At 58.2% G+C, this 22,298-nt stretch carries 17 protein-coding genes and 3 tRNA genes; 7 read left to right on the plus strand and 13 right to left on the minus strand.

All coding sequences use genetic code 11. From position 1 onward, the window contains the following. Positions 1–12 precede the first annotated feature (12 nt). On the plus strand, positions 13–771 hold the full coding sequence (locus tag F0M17_RS10605) for a dihydrofolate reductase family protein (protein WP_149597093.1): 759 nt from the start codon (positions 13–15) through the stop codon (positions 769–771). On the opposite strand, the gene F0M17_RS10610 is transcribed toward F0M17_RS10605, so the two are convergent. Further along, positions 740–1,639 carry a diacylglycerol kinase family protein gene (locus F0M17_RS10610; protein WP_210416633.1) on the minus strand — a complete coding sequence of 300 codons (900 nt, stop codon included), beginning with the start codon at positions 1,637–1,639 and terminating at the stop codon, positions 740–742. The genes F0M17_RS10605 and F0M17_RS10610 overlap by 32 nt on opposite strands. A gap of 117 nt (positions 1,640–1,756) precedes the next feature. On the opposite strand from F0M17_RS10610, the gene F0M17_RS10615 reads away from it, so the two are divergent. The 3 genes from F0M17_RS10615 to F0M17_RS10625 all read left to right on the plus strand — a co-directional run bounded on the left by F0M17_RS10615 (position 1,757) and on the right by F0M17_RS10625 (position 3,844). Continuing rightward, positions 1,757–2,656, plus strand: a complete 900-nt coding sequence (locus F0M17_RS10615) for a DnaJ domain-containing protein (protein ID WP_038990562.1) — start codon at positions 1,757–1,759, stop codon at positions 2,654–2,656. 44 nt (positions 2,657–2,700) lie between these two features. Further along, entirely contained in the window at positions 2,701–3,162 is a 462-nt protein-coding gene (locus F0M17_RS10620) for a tRNA (cytidine(34)-2'-O)-methyltransferase (RefSeq protein ID WP_149597095.1), read from the plus strand. Between the two features lie 124 nt (positions 3,163–3,286). Beyond that, the gene (locus F0M17_RS10625) at positions 3,287–3,844 is read left to right on the plus strand and encodes an anti-sigma factor domain-containing protein (RefSeq protein ID WP_073705990.1); all 558 of its coding nucleotides are present in this window, start codon (positions 3,287–3,289) and stop codon (positions 3,842–3,844) included. Between the two features lie 92 nt (positions 3,845–3,936). On the opposite strand, the gene F0M17_RS10630 is transcribed toward F0M17_RS10625, so the two are convergent. The 4 genes from F0M17_RS10630 to F0M17_RS10645 all read right to left on the minus strand — a co-directional run bounded on the left by F0M17_RS10630 (position 3,937) and on the right by F0M17_RS10645 (position 8,184). Continuing rightward, entirely contained in the window at positions 3,937–4,698 is a 762-nt protein-coding gene (locus F0M17_RS10630; RefSeq protein WP_149597096.1) for a PIG-L deacetylase family protein, read from the minus strand. Continuing rightward, positions 4,695–5,639, minus strand: coding sequence for an electron transfer flavoprotein subunit alpha/FixB family protein (locus F0M17_RS10635; protein ID WP_073705988.1), 945 nt, complete (start codon positions 5,637–5,639; stop codon positions 4,695–4,697). The genes F0M17_RS10630 and F0M17_RS10635 overlap by 4 nt, the downstream gene beginning before the upstream one ends. Before the next feature lie 12 nt (positions 5,640–5,651). Next, positions 5,652–6,473, minus strand: coding sequence for an electron transfer flavoprotein subunit beta/FixA family protein (locus F0M17_RS10640; protein ID WP_174787696.1), 822 nt, complete (start codon positions 6,471–6,473; stop codon positions 5,652–5,654). 190 nt (positions 6,474–6,663) lie between these two features. Next, positions 6,664–8,184 (minus strand): S1C family serine protease, encoded by a 1,521-nt coding sequence (locus F0M17_RS10645; RefSeq protein WP_038990567.1) that lies wholly within the window; start codon positions 8,182–8,184, stop codon positions 6,664–6,666. Positions 8,185–8,467: 283 nt separating this feature from the next. On the opposite strand from F0M17_RS10645, the gene F0M17_RS17455 reads away from it, so the two are divergent. Together F0M17_RS17455 and F0M17_RS10655 are read left to right on the plus strand one after the other, a co-directional pair. Beyond that, the gene (locus F0M17_RS17455) at positions 8,468–10,498 is read left to right on the plus strand and encodes a TPM domain-containing protein (RefSeq protein ID WP_210416634.1); all 2,031 of its coding nucleotides are present in this window, start codon (positions 8,468–8,470) and stop codon (positions 10,496–10,498) included. A 71-nt stretch (positions 10,499–10,569) separates the two neighbouring features. Beyond that, positions 10,570–11,301, plus strand: coding sequence for a PspA/IM30 family protein (locus tag F0M17_RS10655; RefSeq protein WP_038990570.1), 732 nt, complete (start codon positions 10,570–10,572; stop codon positions 11,299–11,301). A 116-nt stretch (positions 11,302–11,417) separates the two neighbouring features. Here F0M17_RS10655 and F0M17_RS10660 read toward each other — a convergent pair. The 5 genes from F0M17_RS10660 to F0M17_RS10680 all read right to left on the minus strand — a co-directional run bounded on the left by F0M17_RS10660 (position 11,418) and on the right by F0M17_RS10680 (position 16,734). Further along, positions 11,418–11,491 (minus strand) — tRNA-Met (locus F0M17_RS10660). Between the two features lie 339 nt (positions 11,492–11,830). Continuing rightward, a tRNA-Met gene (locus tag F0M17_RS10665) sits at positions 11,831–11,904 on the minus strand. Between the two features lie 415 nt (positions 11,905–12,319). Then, positions 12,320–12,393, minus strand: a tRNA-Met gene (locus F0M17_RS10670). A 60-nt stretch (positions 12,394–12,453) separates the two neighbouring features. After that, entirely contained in the window at positions 12,454–15,489 is a 3,036-nt protein-coding gene (locus F0M17_RS10675) for a UPF0182 family protein (protein ID WP_149597097.1), read from the minus strand. A gap of 129 nt (positions 15,490–15,618) precedes the next feature. Next, entirely contained in the window at positions 15,619–16,734 is a 1,116-nt protein-coding gene (locus F0M17_RS10680) for a PDZ domain-containing protein (protein WP_141356733.1), read from the minus strand. A gap of 181 nt (positions 16,735–16,915) precedes the next feature. Between F0M17_RS10680 and F0M17_RS10685 the strand changes: the two genes are divergently transcribed. Beyond that, a complete protein-coding gene (locus F0M17_RS10685) occupies positions 16,916–18,340 on the plus strand; it encodes a zinc-dependent metalloprotease (RefSeq protein ID WP_073705984.1) in 1,425 nt (474 codons plus the stop codon). Between the two features lie 61 nt (positions 18,341–18,401). Here the strand turns inward: F0M17_RS10685 and F0M17_RS10690 are convergent, their stop codons facing one another. From F0M17_RS10690 to nudC, 3 genes are all read right to left on the minus strand, one after another. Further along, complete coding sequence (locus tag F0M17_RS10690; protein WP_158024644.1) at positions 18,402–19,013, minus strand: M48 family metallopeptidase; 612 nt, start codon at positions 19,011–19,013, stop codon at positions 18,402–18,404. Positions 19,014–19,140: 127 nt separating this feature from the next. Then, entirely contained in the window at positions 19,141–21,264 is a 2,124-nt protein-coding gene (locus F0M17_RS10695; protein WP_149597098.1) for an ATP-dependent DNA helicase UvrD2, read from the minus strand. After that, the gene (nudC, locus tag F0M17_RS10700) at positions 21,261–22,190 is read right to left on the minus strand and encodes an NAD(+) diphosphatase (protein ID WP_073705982.1); all 930 of its coding nucleotides are present in this window, start codon (positions 22,188–22,190) and stop codon (positions 21,261–21,263) included. Before nudC ends, F0M17_RS10695 begins: the two co-directional genes overlap by 4 nt. Between the last annotated feature and the right edge of the window lie 108 nt (positions 22,191–22,298).

The following is a 22,298-nucleotide window of genomic DNA, read 5'->3' on the forward strand; positions in this document are numbered from 1 at the left end:
GGAGTTCCCCAGATGCGTGCCCTGCTCCCCCATCATTCTGATCAGGTCGATGACCAGTTCCTGCTTGAACGCTACTCCAGCGGGCAACGCCCTTTCGTGCGTTTCAACTTCGTTAGCAGCATCGATGGCAGCGCCCAGGTTGATGGGCTTTCCGGCGGTTTGGGTTCACCGGGCGATCGAAGGATTTTTTCGCTCTTGCGCCGACTTGCCGACGTAATCCTGGTCGGTGCGGGAACGGTGCGTGCCGAGGGATACGAAGGACAGCTCCTATCCGAAGAGGATATGGCATGGCGAATCGAGCGTGGGATGCCACCACAGCCTGTGCTGGCGCTCGTTTCCCACGGATTGCATCTGGAGCCAACTGCGCCGGTCTTTGCCAAGTCTCCGATTCCAGTCTTGGTTTTCACCAGCGTCAACGTATCTGACGAACAGCGTGAGGCTTTCGGACCCAATGTCACGCTCGTGCAGGTTTCTGACAAGGACGGCGGATGCGCGCCACAGGAAATTGTCGACTACCTGCATTCCCGAGGTCTTGGCTTCATCCATGCCGAGGGTGGTCCCCATATTTTCGGTCAGTTCGCCGCCGCTGGCGCCGTGGATTCGGCTTGCATCAGCCACTCACCGGTGCTGGTGGCAGGCGATGGCATGCGAATTGCGGTTCACGAGCAGCAGGTTTTCCTCCAGTTCGAGCTGCATTCCCTTTTCGAAGAGGGCAGCATGCTCTTCTGCGACTACCGGTTCAGGAGATCAGCTGAATCCCAGCCGGAATAACAGATAGGTCGAATGGCCCCTCGCCGACGCATTCCCCGTCGGCATAGCTACTCCGACTAGTTTCCACGCGGGCTTGTGCAAGGTGTGCGCTGACTTTCCATGGGTGTGGTGCGCCGGTGAGGATTCTCGGCAGATACGGAAGGACACGCAGAATCCGTGGTCCCCGTACGATCGCCAATTCTGCGGTGCCGTCGGTTATTTCGGCACGCGGGAAGAGCCTGATTCCTCCGCCCAGGGACTTTATATTGGCCAAACTGGCGGCCAGGACACTCCCGCTAAATTCCAGTCCATTGGCCTTGATCTCGCTGTGCCATCCGCGCAGCTGCGGGATGCACAGGATCAGTCCGGCGATGTACCGCAAGGATCCGAGTTGCCGTGGCAGCGCGTTGGCTTTCGCATTGACGGTGGCTTCAAAGCCCCAGGAGACCGCACCCAGCGCATAACGCGGTGATCCCCCGGCCTGGTCAAACCGCAGTTCCAACAGGTCGATGGGCGTCGTTGCTCCCGGTTGCCTGCAAAATGCAATCATCTTGGCCAAGGAATCTTCTGCCTTCGCGTCCCCCGTCATGCGCCAGAAGTCGTTGCCGCTGCCAGCCGGAACAATCCCAACGGGAATCGCAGTACCCGCAACATGCTGGATGCAGTGATGAATCAGGCCATCACCGCCAATAACGATGATGATCCGCGAAGCTCTGAGCCGACCGCCGACCTGTTCCACACTGGTAACCGAGGTATCAACCAGCTCGTGCTCCAGTCCCAGAACCCCCAGCTGTTGAGCAAGTTGCTGGGCACGGCGCCTCCCCCGTCCTCGTCCTGAGGCCGGGTGGAAGATAATTCGAATCTTTTCGGCGTGCGCAAACGAGCTCATGAGCATAGAGATTACCTAGCAACTTGACGCTTCTACAAAGAATTTGCTGGGTTGCGTTCGCTAAAATGGGAAGCACTGGCCATCTGGTCATTTGCACCGAGAGGATTATTCCGTTCAATGAGCACACCAAGTCCCTATGAAATTCTTGGTGTCGCGCCCACTGCGAGCTTGGAAGAGATCAAGATCGCATACCGGAGAGCCGCTCGCGCCACGCATCCAGATCTCGGTGGCAGCGAAGACAAGTTCAAAGAAGTGCAGCGTGCTTTCCAGCAGCTGAACGATCTGGCAGCTCCGCTGGACTATGAGCAGAGCTTCCCGGCTCCGGGCAACGCTCCGCGCGCCGGATTCAGCGCCCGTCCGTTCGACGAGCGCTTGCGCAAGAGCCCACAGCAACCCAAGGCCCAGTTGCCCACCGAGTATGTACCGCCATTGTCAGAATCCTCCTTGGCGCTGCCGGACAAGAAGATCTGTGAGCAGCGGGTACACGGAGAGCCTCGCAAGCGCGGCCTGTTCTCCAACCGATCGAGGCTGCTTCGCGAAGCCCAGACCATCAACTTGCTGGCCAAGAATGTAATGAATATCTTGCCGGCGGCCCGTTTGGTTAATGGATTGCGTTCGCCGGCATCCGGCCACTACGACCATGTGCTGTTTGCAGGTTACCGCATGGCAGTGATCAACACGATGACGTTGCCCGATGGCTATTATTCCTTTGACGGCAACGTTTTGCGCCACGGCAATAAGCTGACGCAGCCTCCGCAGTTCTCCATCTCCGGAATGCAACGCCAGTTCATGCAGATGAACGTTGTCGCGTTCACCCTGGTGCTTTCTGCCAACGGCAATCATCACGAACCGGTCATCGAGTACCGCCGCAATGCCGATCCAACCCTGGCATCGACGCCGAATGTGCTCAACGCCGCGGGATTGATCCGCGAGTTGAAACTCTTCCTGGGCTCCGGTCCATCGCCAAATGTTGTTGACCGTCTGGCCCTGGCGAAGTTGCGTGAGGCGATGTACTAAGGTCAATGGCTTAAATCTTCATGGCGAGAGCTTAAACTAGTTGAGTGTTTCGTATCGTTTTCAATGCCCCAGAGATCCCGGGTAATTCCGGCAATGCCATCCGACTAGCAGCCATCACCGGCGCAGAACTGCATCTGGTGAAGCCGCTGGGCTTCAACTTCGAGGATGCCAACCTGCGTCGCGCTGGATTGGACTACCACGATCTGGCCAACGTCACGGTGCATGAAAATCTTGATGCTGCCTTTGATGCGTTGGGCGAAGGCCGGGTCTACGCCTTCACCTCCGAAGGAACCACTGTCTACTCGGACATCAGCTACGAGGCCAGCGACATCCTGCTCTTCGGCCGTGAATCTGTTGGATTAAGCGCAGAGGATAAGCAGCATCCTCGCGTCACCGATTTGGTCCGCTTGCCAATGCTTCCAGGACGCCGCTCGATGAACCTGGCCAACACTGCATCCGTAGTGGCCTTCGAAGCGTGGCGCCAGCACGGCTTCGCTGGCGCATAAAGTACCAGCTCGCCAACGCCACGCGTACAGCTTTACCTAATCTTTATAAAGTAGGCTCGAGTCTGTACCCGCAGTTTCACGGGTATTGAACTGTGCCGACTACATTTCGGGAGATTCCAAGACCATGAACGGTAGCCATTCCCAGCACCGCGACGAACCCCAGGACGAGAACCTGGGTCTAGACCTGGTGAGCCAAGTGGCCAGCAGTTCACGTGCAGCGAAGAAAAAGCCCAAGCGCTGGATCTTCGCAGTTACAGGACTTGCCATCATCGTTGTCCTAGCGTTGGTGATTTTCACCCTGCTCAATGGAGGCACGAAAGCATCTAAGGCATCCAAAGCCGATGATGCGGTCACCCAGACCGTCGAGTTGAAGAGCGGCGGGCAAGCGGTGCTCAGCTCCTCCGAGTCCGAAAATGCTGTGGGTGTCGAGCTCTCCGAGCTGCCGGCCTTGGACGGGTCGGAACAATACGTTGCTTGGGCCGTGCATGAGTCCGGCAGTGTCTCGGTGATCGTTTCCAGCACCGGTGAAGACGCCTCGGCTGGACTGACCCCAGCCGATGATGTGATTGCGCTTCACATCACCATTGAGGGTGCCAAGATCCCGGACATGCCATCTGAAGATGCCGAAGCTTCAGTGGACCTTCCGCTGGCCCAAGACCAGGAAACGCAGGACGCGAGCTAGCAACTCACCACCGGCTAAGCAAAGAGCTCGGGTCGAAGACCATTTAATGATCTTCGCCCCGAGCTCTTTTCATATGCACATCACCCGGATCGCTAGAACCCGGCAATCGTGTCGCTGGCGTTCACCGCCACTGCGTGGAAGGCTTCGGCAAGCTTGCCTTTTCCTAGTTGTCCCCGCACGGCGTTTTCTTCGCACTGCTGCAGAACATAGTTTTCCATGGCCGCAACGTCCGGATGCTGCGTGAAGTGCGAACGCAAGGCATCCACCTTCTTGCCGAAGAATTCGGTGATGTCCACGTAGGCATTCTCGCGTTCCTGCGGAGCGCCGCACAACCAGAGCCAAGGCACCTTGTACGGTTCCAGTCCTTCGGCATGGAGCAGTTCTGGATAGGAGAACGGATTCTCCACCGCCGGATATATCGCGCGAGTGACCGCTTCACCGCAAGCCAGATGGTCGGGGTGCGAGGCCTGGATCCGATCCCACTTGCGCTCTGGGTGCATGGCAATCACGATAGTAGGCCTCACCCGGCGCATCAGCCGTACCACCTTGCGCATGACATCGTGGTTGGCTTCCAAGAAGCCGTCGCGTTCACCGAGGAAATGGACGGTCTTCACACCCACCTTGGCCGCGGCCTGCTTCTGCTCTTCGTGGCGGAGCCTGGCTGTTTCTTCGGGATCCCGATCATCAAAGCCTCCGGCGTCTCCGTCGGTCATGATGCAATACTGGACTTCTGCACCCGCAGCGGTCAGTGCCGCGATGGTGCCGGCCGCCCCAAAATCCAGATCATCCGGGTGGGCGCCGAAGGCCAGAACCCGCTGGGAGCCTGCGCCAATGAATCGCGCTGTATCGATCATGCCTTGCGACGTCGAATCTCTTCGGCTGCCTGCGGCAGGACCTTGGCCAGGTCGCCAACGATGCCCAGGTCGGCGATTTCGAATACTGGTGCGTCGACATCCTTGTTGATGGCAATGATGAATTTGCTGGTCTGCATGCCGGCCTTCTGCTGGATCGCTCCGGAGATGCCTGCAGAAATGTACAGCTGTGGCGCGACGGTAACGCCGGTCTGGCCGATCTGCGCATCATGCGAGATCCAACCGGCATCGGTTGCTGCGCGGGAAGCGCCCACGGCGGCTCCCAAAGCATCGGCCAGGTCTTCAACCGGCCCGAAGTCTCCATTGACACCACGTCCGCCAGCAACCACGACGCGCGCTTCGGTCAGTGCCGGGCGGTCGCTGGCTGCTTTGGCCTCGGCGGCCGCAATACGGACCTTGGCATCGCTGGAATCCTCCAGCGCCAGTTCTTCTACCGCCAACGGGATGTTGGCAGCAGCAGGAGCGTCCTCGATGCTGTTTGGCTTCAAAGTGGCGAAGAGAGTCCCGTTGGTTGGCTTGGCCTGAACGCTGTAGCTTCCGGCCAGCTCGTCCTTGGTCGCCACCAAGTCACCGGTGATGCCAATGACGTCAGTGATAATCGCACCGTTGTGGCGGACAGCCAGGCGGGCCCCGAGTTCACGGCTGAAGTTGTCGTTGGCAAGCAAAACCAATCCGGCGCCGGTAGCCTGTAGGGCTGCGTCAAGCACGGAAAGCTCGTGCTGTCCGAAAACCTGCGCCTGGCTGGAGGCGGTGTAGAGCTTCACCACGCCGTAAGAAGCTAGCACTTCCTGTGCTGCGGAGCTGACTTCGCTTGCAACGGCCACAGCTGGGTTCTCGAAGCCGGATGCCAGGGTCAGCAGTTCGCGTTGGGCTTTGGACGGTGCTTCGGAAAATTCAGAGAAAAATACAAGGGCTGAAGGCATGTTCAATATTCCTTAGATCAGCTTCTGTTCGGCCAAGAAATCAACCAAGGCAATGCCTGCCTGGCCGCTGTCGTTGATGACAGTTCCAGCTTCACGTGCAGGACGGGCTTCGGCTCCGATAACCTCGGTGTTCGAACCAATGGCCCCAACAGCCGCAGCATCCAAGCCGATAGCCGCCAAATCCAGCTCGGTAACGGTCTTCTTCTTGGCGGCCATGATGGCCTTGAAATTCGGGTAGCGGGGCTCATTGGCCTGGTCGGTGACCGAAAGCACTGCAGGCAGGCTAGCTGTCAGGGTCAAGGTACGATCCAGATGATCGCGCTTGATCGCCAGTTCGCGCTGTGCTGCGTCGAACTCGACGGCGAGCGCGTGAGTCAGCTGTGCAAAGCCCAGTCGCTCTGCGAGCTGAGCTGGGACAACCGAAGTCTCTGCGTCAGTCGAGGACATGCCGGTAACAACCAGGTCCACGTTGCCAACATAATCAACCAGAGCGGCAAGTGCTTTGGACGTGGCGACGGTATCGGAGCCGGCCAGGGCTTCATCGCTGAGATGCAGGCCAGAACTGGCGCCCATCTGCAAGGCCTTCTTGACCGAGTTGCCCGCCCCCTTACCACCCATGGTCGCAGCAATGACTTCATGCCCGGCCGCGAATCCACCGTTGGCTTCCACGATGGAAACGGCGGCTTCGACAGCGTATTCGTCCAACTCCGAGAGGACTGATTCCGCACGGTCCAGGCGCAGCGTCCCCGAATCGATGTGACGGTCAAATTGAACATCTGGGACGTGTTTGACCAGGACCACTATTTTCAGTGGCGTGGTGCTTTCCTCGCTCATTCGCGCCTTCCTACAAGCATCCATGCCCGCTCCGGTGCAAAACACGGGCGCAGGCTTATTCCTTCAACCTCTATCGTATCGACACAATGCAGTTCACCGGGCGTTTATCGCTCTGAGAACATCAAGTGACGCAGGCTGGTTGGTCACCAGCCTTCGTCACTTGATCCACAGCGTCATCATGACGATTTGTTTAGTTATTTGACAGCGTCCCGACCGTTGCGGTTGCGGTATGCTCCTGGCCATTGCGAAGATAGGTGATTTTCGCTTCTCCCCCGGCAGGAATCTCGCGAATGGCGGCTGTCACCGTCTGCGAGTCCTGGACCGCGCGGCCATTGACGCCGGTGATCACGTCGCCGGATTTCAAGCCCGCCTTGTCAGCTGCGGAGTCGGGGCTGATTTCAACAATGCGGGCACCAACCGAGAAGGCCGATGCGTTCTGCTGGTTGGATCCCGAGGCGCCCTGTGGGGTCACCGTGGCACCGAGCAGACCGTGCGTTGCGACGCCGTTGTCGATCAGTTCCTGGGCAACACGCTTTGCATAGTCGATAGGGATAGCGAAGCCCACGCCAATCGAACCGCCTTCCTCGCTGTTGCCAGCCGAGGCGATGGCGACGTTGACGCCGATAATTTCACCATTGGCATCAACCAGTGCGCCGCCGGAGTTGCCGTGGTTAATCGCCGCGTCGGTCTGGATGACATTCACGTAGATCGATCCGCTTGATTGCTGCTGTTGCTGTTCTTGCCCGGGGAATTGGAAGTTGAACCGATTGCCGTCTCCGCCATCGCTCTGGTCGCTTTCCTCGGGCACGGCCGAAGACGCGATGGAGATAGTGCGGTTGAGGGTGGAAATGATGCCGTCGGTGACGGTGCCGCTCAGGCCCAGCGGGGCGCCAATGGCGACCGCGGTATCCCCGACGTTCAGTTCGGCCGATGAGCCCAAGGTGGCAGGAACCAGACCATCGGCCTGGATGTTGATGACAGCCAGATCCGATAGCGGATCGGTTCCGACGACAGTGGCGCTATGCACGGTACCGTCGTTCATCTGAACCGAAATCTTTGGATTGGCAACTTCTCCGCCTAGGGTGACCACGTGGGTGTTGGTCAGAATGTTTCCCTTGTCATCCAAAACGATGCCCGAGCCGGATCCGCCGGAGCCGTTGCCTGATACTTCGATGGTCACCACACTAGGACTGGCCTTGGCGGCGGCGGCGGTGACTTCGGTGACTTTGTCCGGATTGTTGATCACCACTCCTTCGCGCGGCGAGCTCGTGACCGAGGAAGAGCCTGCATTGTCATTCATGAGATAGGTGGTGCCAGCGGCGGTGACGCCGCCGACCAGTGCCGCCGCGACCATTCCCGCGATGAGGGTGCTGCCGGAGAAGGACTTCTTGTTCTGGGAAGGCTTCTCCGGTGGGACTGGGTAGTGCGCTGGCTCGTTGGGCGGCATGGCGTAGCTCGAACCGTAGGGAGATCCGTTCTGGACTGGCTGGGCATCGGAATGCTGGCCATGTTGATGGGCCGAATTCTGCGTGCTGTCGGCAGCCGCCGTTGGGTAAGCGCTGGTTGGCTGCTCGCTGGCGCTTGGGCCCGGGTTCACCCGCGGGTAGCTCACTGTTGGTTCACTCGAAGCCACTGGGTCGGTGTTGTTGTTCTTTGGTTCTGATGAATTGCCCGCATCGTTCCCACGTGGCTCATTCGGTGTCTGGCTCATGGCTTGCCTCTTTCGAACTGTCGAATTCTCTTGAGTTCAATTATTCAACTCAGGTCTGTGGCATCGAATTGTGGTGTCTGAGCACCTGCTGTGAGTTAACTATTCTGCCAGCTGAATGGCGTAGACGTGGTTCATTAGGGCAAATAGAATCAATCATAAGTGTGAACCCAATCTCTGGGGATTGCCAGATCGGCCCTCTCCTGATCTTTGGATTGGCTGTTGTATTTCAGGCGGGAAACAAGACATGCGTATGAAAGCTAGACGGCTCATTGCTGGAGCACTATTGGCAGCTGCAGCCTCTTTCGGCTTATCGGCACCGGCAATCGCTGAATCGCCGGTTACTATTCCACCCGGCGATTTCGTAGTCGATTCTTCAGGTGTGCTTGGTTCGGACGAGTCGCGCTTGGAGTCCGAAATCAAAGAGCTCCGCAGCGATACAGGGTTGAATCTATTTGCGGTATTCGTCGATGAGTTCTCGAACCCAGCCCAAGCTGATCAATGGGCCACCGAGGTTGCCAACAAGAAGGGGCTGGGCAGTGCCGACTCCATCTTGGTGGTAGCTACCCAGACCCGGCAGGCATATTTTGCTGGCGCGAAGGGAGGCCCAATTGCCGCGGCCGCCACCGAAATCTACAGCAGCCAGATCAGTCCAGCACTCGGCGAAAATGACTGGGCTGGCGCCGTTGATGGCGCTATCGATGGCATGCGCAGTGTTGAAGGCGGTGGCAGCCCCGATGGCTCTTCCTCCGGCGGGGGTTTCCTAACAGTCGTTCTGGTCATTGGCGCAGTCGCTGTGGTTGGATACCTGTTCCTTTCACGGCGCAGCAAGAAGAAGACCGCCTCACTCGGCCAGGGCCCGGGTCAACACCCTGGAAATTATGGCTCTCCTGCGCCGCGACAACAGTTGATCCCGCTGGACAAGCTCCGTTTACAGGCAGATCAATTGCTGGTAGCAGCAGACGACTCGATTCGTTCTTCCCAGCAGGAATTGGGCTTCGCCGAGGCTCAGTACGGGAGGCAAGCGGTCCAGGTCTATCTGGAAGATATCGAACAGGCCAAGACCCACCTGTCGGAATCCTTCCGTTTGCAGCAGCAGTTGGATGACGATATCCCGGATACCGAACAGGATCAGCGTTCTTGGCTGAATGAAATCATTGACCGTTGCCAGAAGGTTAATCGTTCCCTGCAGGCTCATGCCAACGAGTTCAAGCAGTTGCGCCAGCTGGAGCAGAATGCGGAGGATCGCATTACTGAGGTTTCAGCGAATCAAGAACCGCTCAATCAGAGGCTTTCGGCTAGAGTTGCCGATTTGGAACGCCTCGCTGGCCGATACGATGCCAGCGCAGTTGCACAGATCAAGGACAATGCCGAACAAGCCGCAGAACGTTTGACCTTTGCGTCATCTGCCTTGAAGCAGGCATCGCAGAAACTGGCCAATGACCGTCCCAATGCCGCGATCTTGATCCAAAACGCGGAAGAAGCGCAGGACCAAGCCGACGTGTTGCTCAAAGCCATCAACAAAGCCGGCGAAGCGTTGGAGCAAGCCCAGCAAGACTTGAAGTCGTCAATGGCACTAGCCGAACGGGACCTGGCCCAAGCGAAAGCTTTCATGGCAAACGGTTCGAATCCCGGGTTGGCGAGTGCCGTGGCCGGTGTGGAAAGCGCACTGAATAATACCAAGCAAGCCTTGAACAGCGACCGATACAACCCGCTAGCGTTGATCACCCAGCTCGACGAGGCCGTGCGCCCGCTCTCAGAGGCCCTGTCCAGTTCGCGTGACCGGGCGCAGCAGGAACAGTCTGCCCGTGCGCAGCTTGATTCTCTCTTGCACACGGCGGCATCACGCATCAGCGGCACGGACGATTACATCCGTGCCCGTCGCGGTGGCGTACGTTCCTCGGCGCGCACCCGTCTTGCTGAAGCGCAACGCACCTTCGATGAAGCCCGTTCGCTTTCCGGCAGCGATCCGCTGCGTGCCGTGGGTTCGGCGCAACGTGCAATTCAGTTGGCTGATCAGGCTGCGCAGATGGCCGAAAACGATGTCAGTGGATTTGACGGTTTTGGCGGCTCCCGCGGATACGGAAATTACGGCAACCACGGCCGCGGCCGCGGTGGCGGGATGTTTGATGGCATCGGCGGTGCCATGCTCGGCGGCATCCTGATAAACACTATCCTCGGTGGCGGAAGCCACGGCGGTCATTCGGATGGCGGCGACGGCGGAGGATTCTTCGGCGGGGGCGGCTTCGGCGGCTTTGGCGACGGAGGCGGTTTCGGAGGAGGTGACTTCGGAGGCGGCGGAGGCGGCAATTTCTAGTTTGCCGGAATAGATTCACTAGTTGTTTTGAAGTACCTAATGTTTTTCCTGACGGACAGAAAGGTCCAACCATGATCAAGCAGTCAATCTTCGGACGCATTTCCCAGCTGGCCAAGGCCAACATCAATGCGATGCTCGACGCAGCTGAAGATCCTCAGAAAATGATGGATCAGATGGTGCGCGACTACAATGACAATATCGCTGAAGCAGAGCAGGCGATTGCCCAGACCATCGGCAACCTGCGCATGCTGGAAGACGACTACCGCGAGGACGAGCAGGCAGCTTCCGAGTGGGGTGCCAAAGCACTGGCAGCGTCCAACAAGGCGGAGGAATTCCGCTCCGCAGGCAAGGCAGATGATGCCGCGAAGTTCGACAACTTGGCTAAGGTCGCCATCCAGCGCCAGATGCAGGCCGAGTCCGAGATGAAGACTGCAGAGCCAACGATTACATCGCAGCGCCAAATCGTGGACAAGCTCAAGAGCGGTTTGAACATGATGAAGGAAAAGCGCACAGAGTTGGCCAGCAAGCGCGACGAGCTGGTCGCCCGCGCCAAGTCGGCTCACGCTCAGAACCAGGTCAACGAAGCCATCAAATCCGTGAACATCATGGATCCATCCAGCGAGATCGGCCGCTTCGAGGAAAAGGTTCGCCGCGAAGAAGCCCGAGTCCGCGGTGCTGCAGAATTGCAGGCGTCAAGCCTGGACGCCCAGTTCGAGTCCTTGGAAGATCTGGGTGAGCAGACCGAAGTTGAAGCTCGTCTGGCGGCTCTGAAGGCCAAGCAGGCTGGTACTTTGGAGAGCTAGGAACTCGAATAACGGGATATAGTCAATTGGCTGGTAGTGCGCAAGCTTGCCAGCCAATTGCTTTTGATGATTAAACAAGAAACGGAGACTCTTTCGAATCTCCGTTTCCACTTTCGTGGCGGGGAGAGGATTTGAACCTCTGACCTCCGGGTTATGAGCCCGGCGAGCTACCGAACTGCTCCACCCCGCGTCGGTAAATACAACTTTACCAATCGGTGAATGACTTGGCCAATCCTGAGGAAGTGCGCTTGATCACGCAAAGATCCAGCACTCTTAAGGCATCGAACAATGCACCAGTCCCACACAGCATGAGCGGGTAACGAAGGATCTTTTCAGATGCACCTGGTAGGCCAGCAAGAGAATTAGCTGTCGGGAACCAGGTGGCCAATCGCACCGACTCGCGGCGGGGCAGAGATCCGAGTTTCTGATTTCGCGGGTCTGATCGACGACTGGCCGTGATCCGGCGGCGGCGCCAAGCTGCCAAGACAAAGAAAACGGAGACCCTTTCGGATCTCCGTTTCCACATTCGTGGCGGGGAGAGGATTTGAACCTCTGACCTCCGGGTTATGAGCCCGGCGAGCTACCGAACTGCTCCACCCCGCGTCGGTAAATACAACATTACCAACTGTTGAACTCAATAGCGAATCGAAAAGCGTGTCCTTAATCCCACTCCGCTCGAATGCCTCACCTGACCCGAATTATTCTGCGGTGCTGCCCATATTTCTTGCACTGACTGCACCCGGCCCGCAAGATTGCGAGCGGCCGTGCTCGGACCTGGGAAATCAAATGCATCTGCCGATGTCCTTGCCCGTAGCCGTGTAAAGGGCATTCATCGACCGCGGGGTGGCGTCAGAGAGACGTTGTCTTGTGCCACCAGACGATCTCCCTGCGTACGGATTAGCGACGCGTCCAGAGCCCAGCCCCCAATTGCCTCCCGGGCGTCTTCTGGGTTCGGTGGCTGGAGAGTTTCAGGTTAACGCAAAATGGAGATCCTTTCGGATCTCCATTTTGCCATTCGTGGCGGGGAGAGGATTTGAACCTCTGACCTCCGGGTTATGAGCCCGGCGAGCTACCGAACTGCTCCACCCCGCGATGACTAGACAATTCTTGCATCATCGCGGTGTGAAAGCAAATCGGCAGTTACTGCTATTCCTAGCCTTCAGCGCCATCGGTTGGCGCTGGCGACTGGGAGGCATCGTTATTCTGGCCTTCGTCCAGTTTCACGTCCCCCTCAACCTCGGTGCCGTTGATGGCAGCATCTGCCTCCATCGCACGGTTCAAGGCGTCCTCCAGCTGCTTCTGCGATTCACCGTAAGCGCCGAAGTCGCCCTTGGCCAATGCTTCCTGACCATTCTTGATGGCTTCGTTCGCATCCGCCAGAGCTTCAGTCAGCTTCTCGGTATCGGTCTGGGTCGGTTCGGCCTCGCCCTCAGGGTCTTCGCTCGGCGACACGCCTTCGGTCTCACCGGTTACCGCACCGGAATCGCCACCAAAGACTTCATCCAGTGCTTCAGCCAGCGTATCGGCGAAGCCGACCTTGTCACCGAAGGAAACCAGAACCTTGCGCAAGGTAGGGTAGCTAGTCTGGCCCGAAGACTGGACGTATACAGGCTGGACGTAGAGGATACCGCCGCCAACTGGCAAGGACAGCAGATTGCCGTTCTTTACTTCCGAGGCACCCTGGCGCAGCAGGTTCAGTTCGGTGGTCACACGGGTGTTGGTATCGAAGTTCTGCTGCGCCTGACCCGGGCCAGGAACGGCAGTGTCTCGTGGCAGCTCAAGCAGCCGCAGCTTGCCGTAGTCGTCGGCCTTCTCCCCCGGCGTGGAGCCGGCATCGGCATTCGCCGATAGGAAGCCGAAGAGCACGTTGCGCTGCTGGCCATTGGCTGCCGCAGCCGGGATGAAGGTCGAGGTCAGCGAGAACGACGCTTCGTCCTGAGTAGGCATCTTCAAGGACATGAAGTATGGCGGCTGCTTCACGCCGGCAGCAGACGAGGTTGGATCGTCCGGCACGGCCCACGCATCGTTGGACTCGTAGAATGCATCCGGGTTGTCCACGTGGTATGTGGTCAGCACTTCACGCTGCACCTTGAACATGTCCTCCGGATAGCGCACGTGCTCCATCAGCTCAGCGGACATATCATCCAGCGGGTTCAGGGCCGTAGGGAAGATCTTCTGCCAAGACTGCAGGATTGGATCTTCGGTGTCCCAGGCGTAGAGTTTGACCGATCCGTCATAGGCGTCGACGGTGGCCTTCACCGAGTTGCGCAAGTAGTTCACGCGACCGGTCAGCGACAGATCCTGCGCGTTGGTCAGCGAGTCGGTCACTGCCGAATCCAGCTGCTGCTGCTGGGAATATGGGAAGTCATTCGAGGTCGTGTAGCCATCGATGATCCACTGCACCCGGCCATCGACAATGGCAGGGTACGCTTGGGAATCCAACGTGAGGTACGGTGCAACCTTGCTGACACGATCGCGAGGGTCGCGATCGTACAGGATCTGCGATTCGCTATTGACGTTCTGTGAGAGCAACAGGTCAGTGGAGGCGAACTTCAGTGCGTAGACCAAGCGGTTGAACAAGTTGCCAACGTTCGGACCGCCATCGCCCTTGAAGGTATAGCGGGTGTCCTGGTTCTCGCCACCGGTACCCGGGCGGTCAAGTTCCTGGTCGGTCCATCCCTCATCCGGTCCGCCCACAATCGAATAGGACGGAGAATTCTCACCGAAGTAGATCCGCGGTTCGTATTCCTTGTCGGTGATCAAATCACCAGAGGTCGGGATGCCACCGAGCATGAAGTCCGGACGACCACCGGCAGCGACACGGTTGCCGTATGCGGCCACCAGGCCGTAGCCGTGGGTGTAGTTGATGTGCTGGTTCACCCAGGTGTCGGTTGGATCGACGTTCACTTCACGGGCGGCAATAACGGTATCTTCCACCTTGCCGTCGATCTCGTAGCGGTCAACGTTCAGGGTCTCGGCGAAGGTGTAGTAGCCACGGAACTGCTGCAGCTGTGCGAAAGCAGCCGAAACCAGGTTCGGATCCAGCAGACGGATGTTCGCGGTGGTGGCAGTTTCCTTCGCCAGCGCATTCTTCTCGGTCGAGATCTTTGCGTCGTAGTCGGTCACTTCCACGTCATCCAGGCCGAATGCCAAACGAGTCATCTCGATATTGCGCTCAATGTACTCGCTCTCCAGCGCCTTCTGCGAAGGGACCACCTTGTACTGCTGGACCAGGAACGGGTAGACGCCGCTGGCAACAATCATCGTTGCTACCAGCATGGCGGTGCCAATCAATGGCAAGCGCCAACGCCCGTTGATCGCCGCAATCACGAAGGTGATGGCGATCAGGATCGCCACGATGGCCAGAATCATCTGCGCCGGGATGACTGCATGGACATCCTTGTACAGCGCACCGGCGACACGGCCTGACTGGTCAGTGAGGGTCTCGTACTGGCCGATCCAGAAGTTCACGGCCTGGAAGAGCAGAAAGATTGCGACAACAACTGCGGTGTGCACGCGAGCAGCCTTGCCAACAGTAATGCCACCGCGTTCTTCGACACGAATTCCGCCGTAGAGGTAGTGGGTCAGCAGACCGGCCACGCCGCTGAGCAGCACGACCGAGATCAAGAAGCCGTTGACCAGCGCAATGAAGGGAAGGGAGAAGACAAAGAAGCCCAGATCCATATTGAACTGGGGGTCAGTGCTTCCGAAACCGACCTGGTTGAAGAACAGCAAGATCGTCTGCCACTGTCCTGCCACGGCAACGGCGGCGAAAATGCCAATCACCAGTGGAATGCCCACCATCAGGAAACGGCGCACTGGTTCCAACTGGGCCTGGTAGCGCGACATGGAATCGGGACGGTTCGAGTTGGGCGCATAGACCGGGCGGTGCTTGTAGGCACTGCGCATCGAGAACCACATGGGAACTGCCATCAACACCAAAGCGATCAGGAAGATCACTAGTTTGGCGATCCGCTCAGTCCAGTAGACCTCGGAGAAACCCAGCTGGTTGAACCAGAGGATATCAGCGTAGAAATTCGACAAGAAAACGAAGACCGCGACGAGGATGACCACCGCGAAGATGGTCAGGGTCAGCGGCGACGCTTTCTTGCCTGAAGGGTTGGAAGGTCGTTGTGGCTCTTGGGGTCGCGGAGGACCCCCGAACGGACTATCCGATCCGAATGACACTATCTATTCCTTACTTTGGGTTCTTCCCGCCGTTTCCAACGGGAGAACTCGTGTACCTAATTCATGAACGGGCGTTATGCACGAGATTGGTTTCCTTGCATCAATTCTTCCTTTGATGCACTGCTAAATCTATTCGCATGTCGTGAAAGTCGCCGGGTCTTGCCCCTTGGCGATTTTCTCTAAGGCATGGCGGGCCTCCGACAGGGTCGCTACCTTGATGACATCGAGTCCGGCGGGAACTCGGCCAATGACTTCAGCACAGTTATCGGCTGGTGCCAAGAACACCGTCGCCCCATTGTTCTTGGCTGCCACCATCTTCTGGGCTATGCCACCGATCGGACCGACCGCACCATCGGCAGAAATTTCGCCGGTGCCGGCAATGTGGTGGTCCCCCGCCAGCGAGCCTTCAGTCAAACGGTCAATGATCGCCAAGGCAAACATCATCCCGGCGCTCGGACCGCCTACGTTTTCCAACCCGAAACTCACGTCGATGGGGAACTCGTATTCACTACCCAAGAAGACACCCAACTGGCGTTCGCCATTCTCGGCCTCCTTGGTATGCACGGTGACGTCCACATTGCTGTAGACACCATGCTTATCCGGTCGGCCGACGGTAAGGGTTGCTGGTTTTGCCCCGTGGTCGTTCAGGCTCTCCTTCAGCTGCTCCAGCGAAGTAATCTTCTCCCCTTCGAACTCCAGCAAGCGGTCCTTCGGTTCCAGCACCTTTTCATTCGTGTCGGCGGAGAAGTCCGCGACTGTCAGCCATTCGGTGAAGTCTTTGCCGAGCTCGGTCAACGCCGCCGCTACAGCCAAGTCCTGCGAAGAAGTCATCAGGAAATCGTTTTGCTCATTCTTTTCTTCCGAGGAGACTCCACGGGAAATAATCGTTTCTTCGGGGACGACATCCTTGGCCGGATTAATCAGTGCTTCGAGCACGACAGGAATGGTAATCCGGTTCTGCCCGCCACCCTGGACATAAATGGTCAACAGGTCCAAGACACTGTCCGAAGGGTATGATTCGGCCCCCTTGATGGACACCACATCGTGTCCATTGTCCTCGCCCAACGTGTTGAACACGGGACCCGGCGATCGGATCATGAAATGCGTGGGGAGAAACATCATTACGCCGATCAGGAGCAGTGCAACGATGCCGGAACTGGTGCGTTTCATGGTTTTGGAACCTTGAGGAGCACGGCCGGAATTACCTGGCTCCTGAGTCGAGTCTTGTGGTTCCCGTACGTGCACTGATCTTGCTCCCGCCAACTGTCAAAAAATACGCGGATCCGTCCTCGCAGACATCCCCACTCTTAGCCTACTGAAGCCATGGGTCTAAAAACATCAGCACCAAGGCGTATTCGATGTGCCGAAAGCGAACTGGAGCCCAGATTCATGGGAACTATCAGGCGCTCGCGGTAGTTTTAAAGGCATGGCACAGAACCCCCCGAACAACCGCCCAAACGGCGATGACGACGAAAACAATCCGCAGGACCCATTTTCTGCGATGTTTGGTCAGCTCTTCGGTGGCGGATTCGACCCGAATGACCTCCCGCCGCAGCTTCGTGATGCCCTTGGCGCTCAAGGCGATCCGGCTGCGATGCAGAAAATGATGCAGCAGGCCCAGGCCATGATGTCCGCGATGATGAGCAATAACGCTTCTTCTGGTCCGGTGAACTGGAAGCTTGCATCCGACACAGCGTTGCAGGCATATGCCAGCGATGATCCTGCTGTTTCCGAAGCGCGGAACAGCGCCATCAGCGATGCTTCAAACCTGTCGGGATTGTGGCTGGATAACGCCACGGTGTTCGAGTCGAACGGCCACGCGACAGAGGTGTGGACTCGCAAACGATGGTACGACAAGACTTTGGCCACGTGGAAGCAGGTCACCGAACCTGTTGCCGAGTCCGTGGCCAAGGCCATCACCACCGCGATGAAAGACCAGATTCCCGAAGAGATGAAGGGCATGCTCGGCAACGCCGATGGCATGTTCCGCAACCTCGGGGCCAGCATGTTCGGCATGCAGCTGGGTACTGCTTTGGGCGGCTTGGCAACCGATGTTCTTGGCGGCACCGATATCGGCTTGCCGCTGGCAGGAACCACTCCCGGAATTATCGCGACCAATGTCAGCAAGTTTGGCGACGGCCTTGAAATCCCCGAGCAGGAAGTCCTGCTGTATGTGATTCTCCGCGAGAACGCACATACGCGATTGTTCAACCGGGTGCCATGGCTGAGCTCCAAGTTGATTGGCGCCGTCGAATCCTACGCTCGCGGCATCCACATCGACATGTCGCGAATCGAAGATGCCGTACGCGGCATTGATCCGTCCAACCCGGAAGCCCTGCAGTCGATGCTGGGCGAAGGGATATTCACCCCGCAGCGCACCCCAGCCCAGGAGAAAGCTCTTGAGAACCTCGAGCTGACGTTGGCATTGATCGAAGGCTGGGTTGACCACGTAGTTTCCTTGGCTGCCCAGAACTTGCCATTTGCCGGCCACCTGCGCGAGACGATGCGTCGCCGCCGTGCATCCGGTGGTCCGGCGGAGACCGCTTTCGCATCTCTGGTTGGCCTTGAACTGCGCCCGCGCAAGCTTCGTGAAGCGGCTGCACTCTGGGAGCATCTGTACGATGAGCGTGGTATCGACGGCCGTGACGCCGTATGGGACCACCCTGACCTGATGCCTACTGCAGAAGATCTCACCGATCCCAAGGGGTTTACGCATCGCCGTGAAGTTGCCGCAACCGAGTTCGATGACTTCGACGCGGCGTTGGGCAAGCTCTTGGACGGCGGTTTCGACAATGTCGAATCCGATTCCGAGGACGACGATCCTGGCAAGCCAGAGAATCCAAAGAGCTGACTAGGCTAAGACATCGAAGGAGGGATGTGCACACGTGCACACCCCTCCTTTTTGTGATGGACTACTGTTCCTCGTCATGGCCGAAACCGGACAGCTCATCTTCGTCACGGCCCAGTTCCTTGGCGTGGGCGTTGTATCCGGCGTGAAAGGCCTCTAAGAAAATATCCGCATGCGCTCTGCGTTCGAATCGGTTCAGCAACGCCTGGAATCCTGGTCCGTGGCCGGCACTAGGAGCCACGAGATGCGCTAATTCATGGACGAGCACATAGTCCTGCACCCAGCTGGGCATATGCTGCAACGTGATCGATAAGCGGATGCTGCGCTGCCGATATGAAGCCGAGCCCCAGCGCTTGTTCTGGTTGGCTACCCAGCGCACCGATTGCGGCGCGGCCTTGCCGGCAAAGTACTGCTGGTCGAGTGACGCAGCACGGCGAGCCAGCGCGTCATCGGTAAGACCAGCTGTGCGTGCCTGGCGTCCCTTGCGATACTTCGCGATCATCTCTTCAACGAAGGCACGTTCCGTTCTTTCGTCCAGCGCCGCAGGAACCTGGATAATCAGCCGATTATCGCGCCATTGGGATGAAATAGTTTTCTTGCGCTTGGCTGAACGGAGAATCCGCACGGGAATTTCGTCCGGCGCTACGAAGTCGACAGTATTTGGAAAAGCTGGCATGGCACAGCGCCCCATTCCTCGATTATGGCAGTGAAGCGGATCGTCCTATCCACCCACTGAGTCATCTCATTAAGCTAAGCCCGGGGCCCGAAGCACTTCGCCTCTGGTACACCGGCTGTGGAGAACCCTAGGCGCGGCGCTCGCCAACGACCGCCAATACCGCCTCGCCATATCGTTCAAGCTTGCTGCGACCCACTCCTGGAATCTTCGACAATCCCTGGATTGAATCCGGCTGGTGCTCCGCGATAGACATGAGGGTTGCATCGGTGAAGATGACGAAAGCGGGGACCGCATTGGACTGGGCAACTTCCGATCGCCATTCACGCAAGTCCTCGAACAGTGCCTCATCATAAGCAGCCGGGCATGAGGCGCAACGCTTGAGCTTCCGCTCCTTCGCACTGGTCAAGAACGAGCCGCAGGTCATGCAGACGGCAGGCGTGATTTTCTGTTCACGCTTGCGATAGCTGGTCTGCTGCCTGCTGCTGGCTTGGCGTACTGATTTAATCCCATCCAAGAATCGCGATGGGTAACGGTGCGCACGTCCACCCGGCGTCCTGGCAAGCGACCAGGACAGGTACAGGCGCTTCCGTGCACGGGTAATGCCCACGTACAGCAAGCGCCGTTCTTCGTCGAAGCCCGCTTGATCCTTGGCATAGGAAATCGGGACCAAGCCTTCGTTCAACCCGACAAGAAATACGGCGTCCCACTCCAACCCCTTAGCCGCATGGAAGGACGCCAAAGTGACGCCATCTAGCGTCGGCGCGTGCTGGATCGCCGCGCGGTCTTCGAGCTCCTTGACCACATCGTGCAGCGTGGCATCGATGTCCTGTTCTTTCTTGAAAGCAACGACTTCATCGGCCAGGCGAACCAGTGCCGACATCGACTCCCAACGCTGGCGCACTGCACCGGTGCCGCCACTCGGAGCGTTCACCGAGTAGCCATGCGAGGAAAGGATATCGCGTACCATCTGCGCGACCGGAGCATCCGCGGCAACACTCAAGCCGGCCCGCAGCGCGAGCATGCCTTCCTTCACCTCGCGGCGGGAGAAGAATCGTTCTGCGCCACGCATCACATAGGGAATGGAATGTCCCGTCAGAGCCTGCTCAAAGGCCTGGGACTGTCCGTTGGTGCGGTACAGGATGGCAATTTCGGAAATGTCCTGGCCGTTTTTGAGCAGCTGCTTGATCCGCTGTGCGACTTCAACGGCTTCGTTTTCGTCGTCAGTCGCTTCAAAGAATTCGGGGGCTGGACCGTGGTCGCGTTGCGCGATGAGTTCCAGCGGTTCTGGCCAGGTGACATGGCGGTCTGGGACCTGGGATTCAATGCGCCGGTTAGCCAGCACCTTGTTAGCCAAATTGACCACTTCAGGTGTGGAACGGTAATCGCGGACCAGCTTCACGACTTTCGCCTCCGGGAAGCGTGCACTGAAGTTCAGCAAGTAGTCAGGGCGCGCACCGGTAAACGAGTAAATGGTCTGGGAGGCATCGCCCACCACGCACAGCTCGTTGCGTTGTCCGAGCCAGAGATCCAGGAGCCGCTGCTGCAGCGGCGACACGTCCTGGTACTCGTCCACGACAAAGTGGCGGTACTGCTGGCGTACACTGGCTGCGACTTTTTCGTTGTCTTCCAGAATCGCAATGGTCAGCAGCAGCACATCCTCGAAGTCGATCACACCGCGGTCATCTTTAAGCTCTTCGTAGGTCTGGAAGATTCGAGCCATGCTGACTGATTCAAGACCGTTGGGCAGTTCGCGGGATGCTGCGATCTTGGCATAGCTCTCAGGTGTGTGCATGGACACCTTGGCCCACTCGATTTCGGCAGCAAGATCACGGACCATGGCACGGTCGCTGGAAATGCGCAGGCGACGCGCTGCTTCTGCGATCAACGGGGCCTTATGCTCAACCAGGTTCGGCAGGGTTCCGCCAATGGCCTGCGGCCAGAAGTACTGCAGCTGGCGCAACGCCGCCGCGTGGAACGTTCGCGTCTGCACGCCGGGGGCGCCGAGCTGACGCAAGCGGGTGCGCATTTCCGCGGCAGCACGAGTGGTGAAGGTCAGAGCCAGAACGCTGGTCGGGTTGTAGATGCCGGTATGCACGCCGTAGGCAATCCGGTGGGTAATGGCCCTGGTCTTTCCGGTTCCTGCGCCTGCCAGAATACACAGTGGACCGCTGAGGGTTTCAGCTGCTTGCCGCTGTTCAGCATCCAGTCCCGCTAGCAAATCGGTTGCTGGCGGATTGTCGTATTCGGTCACTTGCTCAGGGCCTCCGGAAGGGGTTCGCCGTACCACGTACGGATCAATGCGTGGGCTATCGAGACTCCACGCGGTATATCTATTGTTCCTGATTCCAAGGCCTCACGCAGTTCAGCTCGTGTGAACCAGCGAAGGTCCATGATTTCTGCGCCGTCGGGAACCAGCTCTTCGCTCAGGGCTTCAGCCGCGAAGCCAAGCATCAGAGAACGCGGCATTGGCCAAGGCTGGGAACCACGGTAGGCGACATCACCAACGCGCACGCCAGATTCCTCATAAATCTCGCGGCGCACGGCAGACTCCAGGGACTCCCCCGCCTCGACAAATCCTGCCAGCACCGAATACATCCGGTGCTTGAAGGCGGCATTGGATCCCAGCAGAAGTCGATCTTGGCTGTCTATCACCGAGGCAATGATTGCCGGGTCGGTGCGTGGAAAAAGCTCGTGGTCATTCTCTACGCAGCGCTGGCCCCAGCCGAAGGTGGCTGCCACGACTGGCGATCCGCAACGCGGACAAAACTTCTCCGAACGAATCCAGTTGGCGATCGCTTGCGCTTCCACGAAAAGTTCTGCATGCAGTTCGCGAAGCACGGTGAAACTTTCACGCAAGGTCACCCAGCGGTCAATACCACTGGTGGCATAATCTTCGGCATCAACGATAGCCAACACGTATTCGGTGCCTGCCGCGCGCCCCAAATACACCTGGCGTTCAGAGTCTTTCGCACGATACTGCGTTCCGTCGAGGAAGAAGAGTTCAGTTCCGGAAGTTGCCGCGCCACCGCCACTGATCAGCAGCACCTTGGTACTGGGTTGATTCAACAGGTTCGGCACAAGCGTCGGATCCTGCTTTTCGGTCAGCGGTCGCTCGATCAGCGACTGCCCGAAGTGAAGTCCGGTAAGCGGGGTTCGATAAATTTCTGCCAGAGCCATACCTCTAACCTAATGCACATTACACCCCAGAATCTTGATGCATTCTCATTGTGGATTGCAGTTGATGAATGAGATTCATCGCAACTCTGAACGTTGCCGGTGAATCCC

It is taken from the genome of Glutamicibacter sp. ZJUTW (assembly GCF_008370855.1).
GTDB lineage: Bacteria > Actinomycetota > Actinomycetes > Actinomycetales > Micrococcaceae > Glutamicibacter > Glutamicibacter nicotianae.